A 13,536-nucleotide genomic window follows, 5' to 3' on the forward strand; every position below is an offset into this window, starting at 1 on the left:
CTATAAACTCTCCATTCAATTCGTCCCGCCCGTTTCGCGCAGCAGTTCGACCCAGCCTTTGTAGATCTCGGCGGGGGCGTTGCAGTTGAGTCGCGTGAAGTTGGCCCGCACCTGGTAGTAGTACAAACCGCCCGGAAGCTCCTGCCCCCGGTTGTTTTTGCCATCCCATTGCAGGCTGATGTTGCTGCTTTGGTAAACCTTCACACCCCAGCGGTTCAGGATAATCAACTCCGCCGATTCCACAAACCGTGGGCATTGAGCGGGCTGAAACACATCGTTCCGGCCATCGTTGTTGGGCGTAAATACGTTCGGCATCTTCAACAGCGGGCAATTATCCTTGCAAACCCGGTTGCTGGGCGCGCTTTCCTGCCCGCTGCGGTTAACCGCCGTGAGGTAGTAACAACCCGCCAGCGAGGTCAGGTTTTCGTGTCGGTAGGTCAGGGCGGGGGCGTTGAGCGTCGTCAGCAACTGCGGGTCGCTTCCTTCGCAGGGGGTGTAGTACACGTTATATTGAGTTACATTGCGGTCACAACTACCCGTGGTCGGGTTTTGCCAGGTTAGCGTATTGGTAAAGGTCGTCTGGTTGCAGAACGCATTATCGGCCAGGCTGGCACAATTGAGCGTGTCGATGCTTAAAACCGGTGGGCACGGACGGGTAGTGTCGATTGGTACGGCGCAAACGCCCTGTGAGAAGTTGTAGAGCAGGGTCGTCGGCAGGGGAGCCGCATACCGCCCGACGGTTTCGACCCGGTAACAATAGTTGCTGTCAATCGACATCGTAGCGGGCACAACGCCATCGGCCGCATACGTATCGCCACCTGTATCCGTGAAGGTAAAGCTGGTGGGACCTTGCACGGCTACATCGGCGATGCGGTTAAAGGGGCCATTCGGGCCGGTTGTGCTGCGGTAAATCCGGTGCGTCTGGTTGTCGTTGCTCCAGGGCACATTGGCCAGCCAGCTCAGTTGTACCCGGCGCACCCCGCCGGTCGCCGTCAGCCGGACTGAACTCGCGTTTTCGGTAGCATCCAGCCGTTGCAACTGGCCCGAAACCGGGTCGGTGAAGTAAAACTCGATTCGGTACCGGTAGGCATTTGCCACCGTATTTAACCCGCGATCCGTATAAACCGTATCGGCCACCCCGGCCTGCAACGTGGTGTTGATGGTCGCAACCTGGGCAAACGCGGTTCCGTCAAGCCCGGTGGCGCGTAGCAGCCGGTATTGGAACGGGCCATTATCCTGCGGACTCACCCCTGGCGGGCGCGTCCAGCGAACCGTGATGACGCCCCGGCTGGCATCGGTCGTGTCAACGGTTACGTTGGTGATTAGCGGCACCTGTTGGGGCAGATTGATACACACTTCTTCCGAAACCACGCTCTGGCCCCGCGCCGGTTCGGGATATTGCACCACAATCCGGTAGCTGTACTGTACCCCACGCCGAAGCCCGGTGCCGTTGTTGTTGTCGGTAAAGGTCGTCTGCCCGATCGGTACGCGCCCTACCTCCACATAGCCCGAACCCGCCGGTATTCCGGTTTCGCAGGCATCCGGTGTGAGGGTCGTGCAGCCTTCTTTGCGATAAATCACCATTTCCGCGTTGGCCGGGGGCGCGGCATTGGCGCAGGTATAAGCGGCCCAGTTCAGCGTAATGGCGCGTCCGGCCGCATCGACGGCAGGGAGGGCGGTTAGGTTCTGCGGTTTTGGGGCATACACCCGAATGCGGAACGTTTCCAGCGTGGCCAATTGGGTTTGTCCGACCCGGTTGGGGTAGTCGATGACGCGGAAGATCACATCATACGGTTCTTCGCGCACATGGGCGCAGTTGGTCTGCCAGCGAAACGTGCCCGTCAGAGGACTGTTCTGCGCGCCCGAAGGCGTCAGCGTAGCGGCCGCCGGAGCCACCAGTTGCAGCGTTGAACCGTCCGGCCCCCGGTTGAACGGGCCACCGTAGCCGGTCAGTTCGAGCCGGTTTCCGTCAGGATCGGTGGCGGTAATGGTCTGGTTGATGAGCGTTCCGGCTTCCACGCAGAGGTCGTCGGGCACCCGAAGCTCCGGGCGTTTGTTGGGCGACGCGGTCACGATGATCTGCACATCCCGGACGATTTCCCCGATTTTGACACCATCGCGCCATTCTTCCACGATAAACGCAATGTTGTATTGGCCCTGCTCGGCGGGCGCATCCCAGCACACATCGCCGGTAATCGGGTTCACGGTGAGCGTGGCCGGACCGGTTCCGGCTTCGTTGACGCGGTTGACTCCGATGGTGGTCGGGTCGGCATAACCGGCCACAAAAACCGGGTCGCAGGAGGCATCGTCCAGTTCGTTCTGCCGTCCGGCGGGCGTATAGAGCCGATAGGCCAGGCTGTCGCCGTCGGCATCGAAAGCCGCCGGGTTGTGGCACCACTTCTGCCCGACGCGGGCCGAATCCAGGGGCGGATTGAGCAAAACCGGGGTGCTGTTGAGGCCCAGACTGGCATTGACCACAATGGTGGTCCGTAATTTAAAGCTGGTATTGATCGAATTCGGAATGTTCCGGGTGTTGTCGTTTCGGTTGGTAATGGTGCAGGTAATGTCGTAGGTGCCCGGACCGGGATAGGTATACGTCGTGCGGTAGATATTGATGGTGGTGTTGGGGTTGATAGTTCGCGTTTCGGCATCGATGCGCGGAACCCGGCGCATTTGCTGTCCGACGCCAAAACAGAAGTTGACATCCCGTTGGGCGATGGCCGCTTCGTAACCGCCACCCGGCACCCGCCGAATGTCAAAATAAACCGTCAGGGTAATCTCGTAGGTCAGCGAGGTTGCTGAAATCCGGCGCGTGGTAATTTCGCCGGCCCGGACGTGCGTGGCCCATCCCTCCGAAACCGCCAGCAGCGTCAACAGGGCCATACCGAACAGAAATAGATACCTTTTCATAGAGAACAGTCATATGTCATATAAACGACTCTGCCTGCTCTTTATGCGAACCAGTTACTCGATTTACAGCGGCCTGGCAGAATGAATTTAAACCCCAAAAACCACCTTGACTGCCTGCAAATCCTGCCGGTGGGCCGTCACGGCATCCATCGTGTTGGGTGACTGCTTCTCGATGCATTGCTCCAGCACCAGGTGCGGGCGAATCCCGAGCGTTTTCAACTCCCGGGCCAGCCGCGCATAATCAATGTCGCCTTCGCCGAACGTTTCGGCCCAGACGCCGTTTTTCGACTGCCGGAGGTGCAACTCCGTAATCCGCTTGCCGTAGAGCTTCACGATGTCGAACAGGGCGACCTGCGAATTGCCCGAACCCCGGTAAATCCAGTGCACATCGAGGCAAAGCGACACGTTGGCCGGATCGGTGGCCAGCATCATGTGGTGAAACTCCCGGGCCGCATTCCGCATCTCGATATCATGCGTGTGGTAAGCCAGCGTCAGGCCCCGCTTTTTCAGTTCTGCGCCCAGCCGGTTCAGGTTTTCGGCCTGAATCGCCAGTTGCTCGTCGGTTTTGTCTTCCCCACTGCCCCATTTGATCGGGCTGGGGTTCGTCACCATGATGCGGGCACCGAGGGGTTGGGCAGCTTCGGCAATGGCCGTTGCGGTCGCCAGGGTTTGGGCGGCTTCGTCGGCCTTGTGCAGAGTGCTGTTGACATACAGCGAGTGCATCTCCAGGCGGTGCTTTTTCAGCAAGGGGCCCAGCGCCTGAATCTCGTCCGCTGAATTGGCGGATGGTTCGTAGCCCGTAATTCCGGATTGGGCAAAATCAGCCAGTGAGGCATCCAGATCCGCCGACCAGTTGCGGCCCTGGCGTTGGTAAAAGGTGTGCCAGGTGTACTGGTTGCAGGCAATGGCCGGGGTTTTGGCGGCTTCGAGGTTCACGTTCGCCCACCCATCCAGGCGGGCAAAATGAAGTAAACCGGCCAGCCCGGCGACCGATTGTAAGAACGTACGGCGATCAGCGGTCATGGTGAAAACAGAAGACTAATTGGGGAGTTTTAACGCAAATACACGCCGATGCGTTCGGCATCGCTCAGCACCACCTCGACGTGTTCAGTCAATGTCGTGGATAATTTGTAACCAATGTAGTCGGCGGCAATGGGGTAGCGTTTATGATCGCGGTCAACAATCACGGCCACTTTCAGGCTGGTCAGCGGAACACTCAGGAACGGTTGCAGCGCAAAGGCCAGCGTCCGGCCCGAATTGAGCACATCATCCACGACCACGACGGATTTGCTGGTAAAAACCGCATCGTCGGCATCCAGATGAATGGGCGGTTGTTGTTTGATGGTTTTGTCCAGGTTGATTTTCATCACCGTGACGCCCAGCGGAGCAATCTGCCGGAGTACGTCCGCCAGCCGTTGGGCCAACACATACCCCTCGCCCGACACCCCGGCCAGAATTACCTCCGACTCCTCAAAATTGTTCTCGTAAATCTCAAACGCAATCCGACGGATTTTTTGCTCTACCTGTACGCGCGTCAGAATCTGGGTTAGCTCGGAAGTCATACCTCGTTCTTAAAAAATGAAAATTAACCGAAAAGGCCGAAGGCACAAAATAAACAAAGCCTTTTCGTAATTTTGCAACTTCGTCAGACAAGGGAGATAAGACAACAGACACAAGAGGTCTACTCTCTTTTTCTTTATTCTCTTGTCGGGCGTCTCTTGTCTAAAAAGTCATTCATTTCAATGATCATTAAAACCAAAAAATACGCGCTCGACCAGAAAACGTACATTAGCCTAGCGATGCGTAAGTGGGTGAAACACAATTGGTATTGGGGCTTCGTGCCGCTGGGTCTTATTTTCGCCAATGCCGTCCTGAACATCACGGGCATTTACCCGAACTGGTGGATTTACCTCGTCATCGTGCTGCTCACCATTCTCTACGTGCTGTTCTGGGCCGTGCAGTTTACGGGCATCACGCAGATGGAACAGACCAAGGCGCTGTTTCAGAAATATGTGTACGAGATTGACAGCCGCCAGATTTTGCTCAAGCTCAACGCCCGCGAAGGCGGTATTCTGAAGTGGGATCAAATCCGGAGTGTCACCAAAGATAAGGATGCGTATGTGTTGGTGGTCTCCAACGACCAGGCCATGAACGGCATGAAAGTCAATTGGCTGGCCAAAATCGTCGCCAAAGGCATGAAAGATGCGCAGTTTATCTACCTGCCGTATTCCATCTTCACGACAGAAAATGAACTGAAGTTTATGGATGCTCTGCTGAAGCGCAAAGGCTACCTGGCCGAAACGGAAAGTACTGTTCAGAAGTGATGCAGCAAAAATTCAAAACCGCAGGAAGGAACGGGCCTAAGGCCATTTCTTCCTGCGGTTTTCTGATAATTACTTCGCTTTGTTCGTAAAATCGACCACGGTTACGTCGGCCAGCCACGGGCCGACGACCTTGCCGAACTCCTTGTGGGCTGGATGCGGCAGGTAGGTGTCGCGGTCCTTTTCGTTATCGAATGTCAGAATAAATGCGTGCGTTAGGCCCTTGTCGAGTTTCTCCGGACTGTTGTTGGTTCCCCACTGAAATCCTTTGATTTCCTTAATCTTTGACGGAAGCGCTTCAAAAGCGGCTACAATCTCGTTGACTTTCTCCGGCGTGGTTTCCGGTTTGAACTTGAACAGGACGACGTGCTGAAGGACGGGTTTTGTCATTTTGTTTTGGGCGGTCGCGCTGCCCAGCGCAAGACCAAAAAAGAGAAGCGTTACAAAAATAGTTTTCATGGAATCGGTTTTATGGGAAAAAACGGCCAGGGCCGGGTATGCTGGAAAAGTGAACGCGTCACGGGAACTACTGTTTACTGCTTCTCGGCGTAGGGGATGATCAGCTTCTCGCCCCGGGCTGCGTAGTTCTTGGTCTTGCCGTTGGCTTTCATCAACGCATCGACCGTCACGCCGTATTTTTCGGCCACCACCCGCAGAATGTCGCCCGGCCCGACGGTGTGGTACGCCCGTGCCTTGACCTTCAGTTTCGTCACATCGGCTTTGACCTCGTTGTCTTTCAGATCAGGGTTCATCGCCTTTAACGTGTTCACACTCAGGTTATACTTCGTCGCCACGCTGTAGATGGTCTCGCCGGGTTTCACGGTATGCGTCACGGATACGCCCCCCGCCGGAATGTTCACCTTCGGCGTTTCTTTCTTTTCCTCTTTGGGTTTCTCCTCAACTGGTTTGGCAACAGGCGTCGTTTTCTCGGCGACCGGTTTTTCAGACGGTTTTTCGGCTACCGGACGTTCTTCTGAATCCAGGGCGGGCTGTTTGGCCTCTTCCTTCTTTTCCTCCTCGGCAGGCGGTGGGGTTGCCTGCGACAAATCTACCGGTGCGTTCCGGCTCGACGTATCGATCTCGATGGGTGCCACCAGTTCCGGCTCGATGGGCAATTCGGCCGGTTTTTGAACGGTTGTGTCGAGGGCCACGTTGGTCAGTTCGTCCGAGCCGCGTGTGTCATCCGCCACGTACTCGTAGCCCACGTACAACAGGGCCAGAATCGTCAGAATCAAGACCGCCAGCGTAATGGTGGGCAAACTGGAGCCTTCTGCCGGTCGGGGATTTCGCTTCGCGTTTTCGGTTTCCATACGGTCGTTTATAATGTTTGCATGGGGCAGAGGGGTAAGGGCATAGGGTGGTTTGCGCTTTCGATCTCATCCCTATGCCCTTACCCCTCTGCCCCATGCGATTAACGATTCTTTACTTCCTGACTCATTTTCTCCACGTTTACTTTCATGTCTTCCTTATATGCCTGCAAGCGTTCGGCCACGGCTTCGTCGAACGTGCCGACGATCTGGGCCGCCAGAATCCCGGCGTTGCGGGCCCCGTTGAGCGCCACTGTGGCTACCGGCACCCCGGCCGGCATTTGCAGAATCGACAATACCGAGTCCCAACCGTCGATGGAGTTGCTGGATTTCACCGGAACGCCAATCACCGGGAGGGTCGTCAACGACGCCACCATACCCGGCAAATGGGCTGCGCCCCCGGCTCCGGCGATGATGGCTTTCAGGCCCCGCTGCCGGGCGGTTTTGCCGTAGTCGACCATTTTCTCCGGCGTCCGGTGGGCCGACACCACGTCGATTTCGTAGGCGACGCCCAATTCCGTCAACATATCAGCCGCTTCCTGCATGACCTTCAGGTCCGAGCTGCTGCCCATAATGATTCCAACCATAATTTTAGTTAAGAGTTATGAGTTAGGAATTAAGAGTTGCGCTGCCTCAATGGAATGCGTCAGCCAACTCATAACTCATAACTCATAACTCTTCATTCTTGACTCTTAACTTTTATGTTTTCTTTAACGCTTGCGGCTTTGGCTTTGAGGGCGTCTACGTCCGGACTAATAACGGTAATATGGCCCATTTTGCGAAACGGGCGGGTGATTTTTTTACCGTATAGGAACGGAAACACGCCGGGCATCGCCAGCAGGGTTTCCATGCCTTCGTACCGGGCCGGGCCGCTATGGCCCGGTTCGCCCAGCAGGTTGATCATCGCAGCCGGGGTCAGGGCGGTGGTATCGCCCAGCGGCAGATTCAGAATGGCCCGCCAGTGCTGTTCAAACTGCGAGGTCACGTTCGCCCGGATCGTGTGGTGCCCACTGTTGTGGGGCCGGGGCGCTACCTCGTTCACAATGACCTGCCCGGTTTTGGTCAGAAACAGTTCGACCGCCAGCAACCCGACAATGCCGAAGGCTTCGGCGGTTTTTCGGGCCACGTCCTGCGCCTGCTGGTCGATGGCTGCGGAAATGGCTGCGGGCGCAAACAGGTATTCGACCAGATTTTGCTCGGGATGAAACACCATCTCGACCGTTGGGAAGGTGGCGGTTTGGCCCTGCTCGTTCCGGGCTACAATTACGGCCAGTTCTTTCTCGAAATCAACGGCTTTTTCTAGCACGCCTGGCGCGTCGAAGGCTTTTTCGAAGTCGTCCGGTGTCGCAATCCGCTGCACGCCACGCCCGTCGTAACCGTCGCGGCCCAGTTTGTGAAACGCGGGCAGGAAATCAGGTTGATCGGCTAACGCCCGGGGTACGTCCGTACGGTTTTCGGTCAGGATGAAGTCGGCGGTGGGCAGGTTGTGGTCGCGGTAAAATTGCTTCTGTGCCCGTTTGTCCTGAATGATCCGAATGACGGACGGCTGCGGAAACACGCGCTTGCCTTCGCGCTCCAGGGCTTCCAAGGCGTCGACGTTTACTCGTTCAATCTCAATTGTCAGCAAATCAAGCTGTTGGCCAAACTGATAGACGGTATCGTAATCGGTCAGAGAGCCCTGGGTGAACGATGTCGCCAGATGGCGGCAGGGCGCTTCGGCATCCGGGTCGAGAATATGAACGGTCAGATTCCAGTCGATTCCCGCCTGGAGCAGCATCAGGCCGAGTTGGCCTCCGCCCAGAATACCAATGCGGGTGTGGGGATTGAATTGAGACATAGGTATAAAAATCCGTTCGCAAAAGTAGCCCCATTTATGGCTTTATGGTAGTCTTTAGCTCAGTTGTTTTCTGTTTTTCAACTCGTTCGTATTGGGCGCATCAAATATCGCTCACTCAATAAACGTAGAATATTCCAACTCTTCCTGTTAATTTGCGGGTCTTATCCACATCGGAACGGATATCTATGTCGAATAAGCTTTTCAATCAACGCGATTTAGTTGCGTACTTCATTGTTGCTGCCATCGGGGCCTCCCTGCAAATCGTCGTTAGTTCGCTGCTTCAGGAGTGGTTTCAGGTTTCGTACGAAAACGGGGTGCTGATCGGCTACATCAGTTCGTTTTTCATCGGTTTTTTTCTGACGAAACTGCTGGCCTTCAACGCGAAAAACTCGGCCAAAACCCGCCGGGAAATGGCCAAATTCGCGATGGTGTCGGTGATTTCCTGCCTGATTACGGTGTACGGAGCATCCGGACTCTATAATCTCTCGGTCTCGCAGGGGTCCATTTACATGCTGACGATACCATTCTCGGTCAAAACCGTCAACGTCAACAAACTGGTTTCGCACACTACCGGCATGGGGCTGAGTTTCATCTCGAATTACATCCTGCACAAGACGTTTACCTTCAAGAATACCGGTTTTTACGAGAAGCTGAAATGGCTGCTGAACCTCTGAGGATTAATCCAGCAAAGCCATAATGTCTTCCTTCGTGAGCGATTTCATGAAGTTTTCTTCGGTCGTAATCAGGTCGCTGGCGAGTTTCTGCTTCGATCGTTGCAGGGCCAGGATTTTTTCCTCGACGGTATTGCGGGAAATAAACTTGTAGGTAAAAACCGTCCGCTTCTGCCCGATGCGGTGCGCGCGGTCGATGGCCTGGGCCTCGATGGCGGGGTTCCACCACGGGTCGAGGATGAACACATAGTCGGCCGCCGTCAGGTTGTGGCCCAAACCGCCCGCTTTTAACGAAATCAGGAACAGCTTGATCGAATCGTCGGTTTGGAACAGATTGACCTGGCCGCGCCGGTCCTGCGTCGAGCCATCCAGGTAGGCATACTGAATGCCGCGCTCTTTCAGGTATTCCTGCACCACGTCGAGGTGTTTGATGAACTGGCTGAAAACCAATATCTTGTGATTGTCGGCCATCGCACCTTCCAGCCGCATCACCATGTCGTCGAGCTTGCCGGAGTTACCTTCGTAAGTTTCGTCGATCATGCGCGGGTGGTTGGCAATCTGCCGGAGTTTGGTCAGGCCCTGCAACACCACCATCTGCGATTTGGCGACGCCGTCTTCTTCGATCCGTTCCAGAATCAGGTTTCGGTAGTACGACTTGGCTTCCTCGTACTGCTTTTCCTGCTCCGGCGACATGTCGCTGTAGTGAATGTTCTCTACTTTTTCGGGCAAATCCCGCGCGACCTGCGACTTGTGCCGACGCAGCATGAACGGTTTGATGATGCCGTATAGCCGCTGCGTTTTCTGATCATCGTTCTTTTTCTCGATCGGAATCAGGAATTCGTTCCGGAAAAACGTCTGGCTACCCAGCAAACCGGGGTTGATGAACGTCATCTGCGTCCACAGGTCCATCGTGCTGTTTTCCAAGGGCGTACCGGTCAGGATGAGCCGGTGGGCCGAGTCGAGCTGCATCACCGCCCGCGTAATGTGCGAAGAGGGGTTTTTGATGGCCTGCGATTCGTCCAGAATCACGTAATGAAACCGGTATAGTTTCAGCAAGTCAATGTCGATCCGGACAATCCCGTAGGAGGTCAGAATCAGGTCGTAATCGTCGAACTGGGCGGTATTTTTGTCGCGGTACGTACCCGTATACACCATCACGCGCAGGTCGGGCGTAAACCGCCGGGCTTCCAGTTCCCAGTTGTAGAGCAGGGAAGTCGGCATCACGAGCAGCGTGGGCTCCTTGTGTCCGGCTTCCTTCTGCGATTGGAGCAGTGCCAGCGTCATCACGGTTTTTCCCAAACCCATGTCGTCGGCCAGACAGCCGCCGAAGCGGTATTGGTTCAGGAATTGCAGCCAGTCGTAACCGGCCTGCTGGTAAGGCCGCAGCGATCCCTTAAAACCGCTGGGCAGCGGATGGGTATTGATTTCTTCAAAGGTCCGCAGACTTTCCAGTTTCCGGCTGATCACGGCCGACGCCAGGCTTTCTTCCTGCAACTCCTGCACGAGCGCAATATGGTGTTTGTGCAGCACCATCCGGTCGCTGTCGACCTCGTGCTCCATGAACGCGAACAGTTCCGAATACTTCGTAAACCAGGTTTCCGGAATCACTGCAATCTCGCCGTTGGGCAGCGTAAACTCCCGTTTCTTGTTCAGAATCAGGTTCCTGAGCTTGATAAACGGAATCTCGAATTCGCCGAACTGCACCTTGGCGTAAATATCGAACCAGTCGCGGGTTTCGTTGATCGACACGACAATGGACGAATAGCCCAGAAAATACCGTTTGGCATCGCTTGCGTGTTGCGACACTTGAAAACCGGCTTCCATCAGCCGGGTATGGTTTTGTTGCAGCCACTCGAAAGCCGTCGACTTATCGAGCCGCGAATGCCCGTTATCTTTCAATTCTAAGCCATACTGCTTCAGCCAGGAAAGCGTCGATTTTTCCTTCCGAATATCCCGTCGAATTTTATGAAAGACATAATCTTCGCCTTTTTTCTCGATGCTCACGTTGAAAGAATCCGCAAAACCGTCGTGCCGGAACGTAAACTGGCCGTATTTGAACAGCAGATCGAACACCACCTGCGAATCCTCGGCGGGAGGGGGCGGTGCGATCTCTGCCAGAACGCTGTTCATGCGTTCTGCCGGACCGTGCCCGTTCGTATGCCCATTTGCCCCAACGGAATCGAACAGCGATGGACCGGACCGGGCAGACGCCAACTGTTCCGAAACCGTCAGAACCGGCGCGGGGGGCAGCACTTCGTCGCGAATTTCAAACCCTCGGGCGTATACGTCGTAGGACGCAATGAGCGGGGCTACGAAGCGGTGGTAGTACTGATCCTCAATGTTTTTTGGAATGACAATATTCCGTTTTTGCAGGAAAGGGCGCAGTTTCTTCCCGTCAACGTTTTTGTCAAAATGAAACAGCCGGTTTCCGACCATCAGCCAGGCGGGTTCGTCGCAGATCAGCAGGGCATCCTTAAACTGAAAGTCAATCCGTTCACCTTTGTACTTAATGATCGGGAAATATTCCGTGGCGGTTTCTTTGCGATCAAAATTGAAATAGACGCGGGCTTTTTCGGGCATTCGCTCGATGGCTTTCCAGGCTGGATTGCCATCGCTGCCCATCACGAATAATTTTTTCCCGCCCAGCCGCTCCAGAATCAGCGCCTTGCGGGTTTCGAGGTATTCGCAGATGCGGTCACGTAGCTCTTTATCCCCTTTCTGCGTATCGTAGACTTTCAGGAAGAAGTCGACAGCTGGCAACTTTTTGGGATTAAATTTTTTCAGAATCGCGTCCTGTTGAATCTCGTCGATAATTCGAACCAGTTCAAAATCAGCGTCATCCAGTTCACGGGCAAACTCTTCTGCATTTTTGGCCGACAATGTCTGATTCTGCAACGTCAACTCCCCCCGGGCGTTGAGCTGCACCACAAACGCTTCGAACAAATACCCCAGAAACTCGTGTTCCAGGAGCGAGTACACCAATTGAAACGGTTCTGCAGGCGATACTTTCATAGACGTTAAGGGGCCGCACTCGTTCTTGACTACCTCCAACCCGAAAGACCAATCAGCCACCACTTCCGGCCGAAGCAGGAAGCTCCTGAAAAGCCACTGAAATGAGCGATTTACAGTCGGGTTACTTTGAGCAACAAATTCAAATATACGAAGACCCGCAAAAAAGACAAGCCCGAAAGAACGTTCCGGGCTTTAAATGATTCAATGGGTTCTTGAACTGGGATTACGCGGATTAAAGGATTAACCGGGACATAAAAGATAAAAGGATTGCGGTAGCCAATCGTAGTTAATCTTTTAATCCGCGTAATCCAGGTTCAAGACTATGCGTACGTATTCAGCATCACCGGCATGACCAGCATCAGGATGTCTTCGTGTTCTTCCTTGTCGGCGGGGATGATCAGACCGGCGCGGTTAGGGGCCGACATTTCGAACGAAAGCATCTTGGCGCTCAGGTTGTTGAGCATTTCCGTCAAAAACCGGGCGTTGAAACCGATTTCCAGCGAATCACCGTCGTAATCACAGCTTAGTTTTTCATTCGCTTCGTTGCTGTAGTCCAAATCTTCGGCCGAGATGGTCAGCGAGTTGTTTTTGAGCGACAGCCGTATCTGGTGCGTCGTCCGGTTGGCGTAGATCATGATCCGCTTCAACGAGTTCAGGATGTCCGTCCGGCCGATGGTCATGATGTTCGGGTTGTTGACCGGAATGGCGTTTTCAAAATCCGGGAACCGCTCGTCGATCAACCGGCAGATCATTTGCGTGTTTCCAAATGTGAAAGAAGCGTTCGACTGGCTGAATTCCGCCCGCACGACGGTGTCTTCCGGCAGCGAGGCTTTCAGCAGGGTCAGCGCCTTGCGCGGAATGATCATCGAGGTGCTGCTCGGCGAGTTAATGTCCGTCCGGCGGTAGCGGATCAGGCGGTGACCGTCGGTGGCAACAAATGTGGCGCTTTCTTCGGTCAACTGGAGGTAAACCCCCGTCATGGCCGGACGCAGGTCGTCGGTACTGGTCGCGAAAACCGTGTTGTTGATGGCGCTCAGCAGGGCGTCCGACGACAGTTCAACAGCCAGGTTGCGGTTGACGGCCGGGATTTTCGGAAAGTCAATCGGATTTTCGCCCGACAGTTTATAGCGGCCGTTGTCGGTCAGGATTTCGGTCCCGAACGTTTCGGTGTTGACGTTGAAGGTAATCGGTTGTTCGGGCAACCCGCGCAGCGTATCGAGCAGCAGTTTGGCCGGAATGGCAATGGCTCCCTTCTCCGACGACTCCACGGTGATGTTGGTAATCATGGTCGTTTGCAGATCCGAAGCCGTCACCGTCAGGGTGTCATTGTCGAGTTTGAAGAGAAAATTCTCCAGAATCGGGACGATCGGATTCGTTGCCACCACACCGTTGATGGCTGAAAGTTGCTTGAGGAGTACGGAGGAGGAAACGATAAATTTCATATGCAATTTTGTTTGGGGCCGTTTGTCCAATAAGAA

Annotated in this window: 11 protein-coding genes; 2 read left to right on the forward strand and 9 right to left on the reverse strand. The window is 54.9% G+C overall.

Annotation, left to right across the window (positions count from 1 at the left end):
• Window positions 1–15 precede the first annotated feature (15 nt).
• The 3 genes from ACO2Q8_RS11485 to ACO2Q8_RS11495 form a co-directional block, all read right to left on the reverse strand.
• Window positions 16–2,910, reverse strand: coding sequence for a gliding motility-associated C-terminal domain-containing protein (locus tag ACO2Q8_RS11485; RefSeq protein WP_423344952.1), 2,895 nt, complete (start codon window positions 2,908–2,910; stop codon window positions 16–18).
• Between the two features lie 87 nt (window positions 2,911–2,997).
• A complete protein-coding gene (locus ACO2Q8_RS11490) occupies window positions 2,998–3,933 on the reverse strand; it encodes a sugar phosphate isomerase/epimerase family protein (protein ID WP_423344953.1) in 936 nt (311 codons plus the stop codon).
• A gap of 29 nt (window positions 3,934–3,962) precedes the next feature.
• Window positions 3,963–4,472, reverse strand: a complete 510-nt coding sequence (locus tag ACO2Q8_RS11495; protein ID WP_423344954.1) for a phosphoribosyltransferase family protein — start codon at window positions 4,470–4,472, stop codon at window positions 3,963–3,965.
• A gap of 180 nt (window positions 4,473–4,652) precedes the next feature.
• Between ACO2Q8_RS11495 and ACO2Q8_RS11500 the strand changes: the two genes are divergently transcribed.
• A complete protein-coding gene (locus tag ACO2Q8_RS11500) occupies window positions 4,653–5,234 on the forward strand; it encodes a YcxB family protein (RefSeq protein ID WP_423344955.1) in 582 nt (193 codons plus the stop codon).
• Between the two features lie 69 nt (window positions 5,235–5,303).
• Here ACO2Q8_RS11500 and ACO2Q8_RS11505 read toward each other — a convergent pair whose 3' ends face one another.
• The 4 genes from ACO2Q8_RS11505 to ACO2Q8_RS11520 all read right to left on the reverse strand — a co-directional run bounded on the left by ACO2Q8_RS11505 (window position 5,304) and on the right by ACO2Q8_RS11520 (window position 8,315).
• Window positions 5,304–5,690 carry a Dabb family protein gene (locus ACO2Q8_RS11505; protein WP_423344956.1) on the reverse strand — a complete coding sequence of 129 codons (387 nt, stop codon included), beginning with the start codon at window positions 5,688–5,690 and terminating at the stop codon, window positions 5,304–5,306.
• Between the two features lie 74 nt (window positions 5,691–5,764).
• Window positions 5,765–6,541, reverse strand: a complete 777-nt coding sequence (locus tag ACO2Q8_RS11510) for a LysM peptidoglycan-binding domain-containing protein (protein WP_423344957.1) — start codon at window positions 6,539–6,541, stop codon at window positions 5,765–5,767.
• Window positions 6,542–6,642: 101 nt separating this feature from the next.
• A complete protein-coding gene (gene purE, locus ACO2Q8_RS11515) occupies window positions 6,643–7,125 on the reverse strand; it encodes a 5-(carboxyamino)imidazole ribonucleotide mutase (protein WP_423344958.1) in 483 nt (160 codons plus the stop codon).
• Window positions 7,126–7,217: 92 nt separating this feature from the next.
• Complete coding sequence (locus tag ACO2Q8_RS11520) at window positions 7,218–8,315, reverse strand: 5-(carboxyamino)imidazole ribonucleotide synthase (RefSeq protein ID WP_423345275.1); 1,098 nt, start codon at window positions 8,313–8,315, stop codon at window positions 7,218–7,220.
• Window positions 8,316–8,560: 245 nt separating this feature from the next.
• Between ACO2Q8_RS11520 and ACO2Q8_RS11525 the strand changes: the two genes are divergently transcribed.
• Window positions 8,561–9,049: a GtrA family protein gene (locus tag ACO2Q8_RS11525; RefSeq protein ID WP_423344959.1), complete on the forward strand. Its 489-nt coding sequence runs from the start codon at window positions 8,561–8,563 to the stop codon at window positions 9,047–9,049.
• A gap of 3 nt (window positions 9,050–9,052) precedes the next feature.
• Here ACO2Q8_RS11525 and ACO2Q8_RS11530 read toward each other — a convergent pair whose 3' ends face one another.
• Together ACO2Q8_RS11530 and dnaN are read right to left on the reverse strand one after the other, a co-directional pair.
• The gene (locus ACO2Q8_RS11530; protein WP_423344960.1) at window positions 9,053–12,058 is read right to left on the reverse strand and encodes a DEAD/DEAH box helicase; all 3,006 of its coding nucleotides are present in this window, start codon (window positions 12,056–12,058) and stop codon (window positions 9,053–9,055) included.
• A 320-nt stretch (window positions 12,059–12,378) separates the two neighbouring features.
• Window positions 12,379–13,500 (reverse strand): DNA polymerase III subunit beta, encoded by a 1,122-nt coding sequence (dnaN, locus tag ACO2Q8_RS11535; protein WP_423344961.1) that lies wholly within the window; start codon window positions 13,498–13,500, stop codon window positions 12,379–12,381.
• Window positions 13,501–13,536: the final 36 nt, after the last annotated feature.

Origin of the sequence: Larkinella sp. VNQ87, from assembly GCF_049445795.1 — a bacterium.
GTDB lineage: Bacteria > Bacteroidota > Bacteroidia > Cytophagales > Spirosomataceae > Larkinella.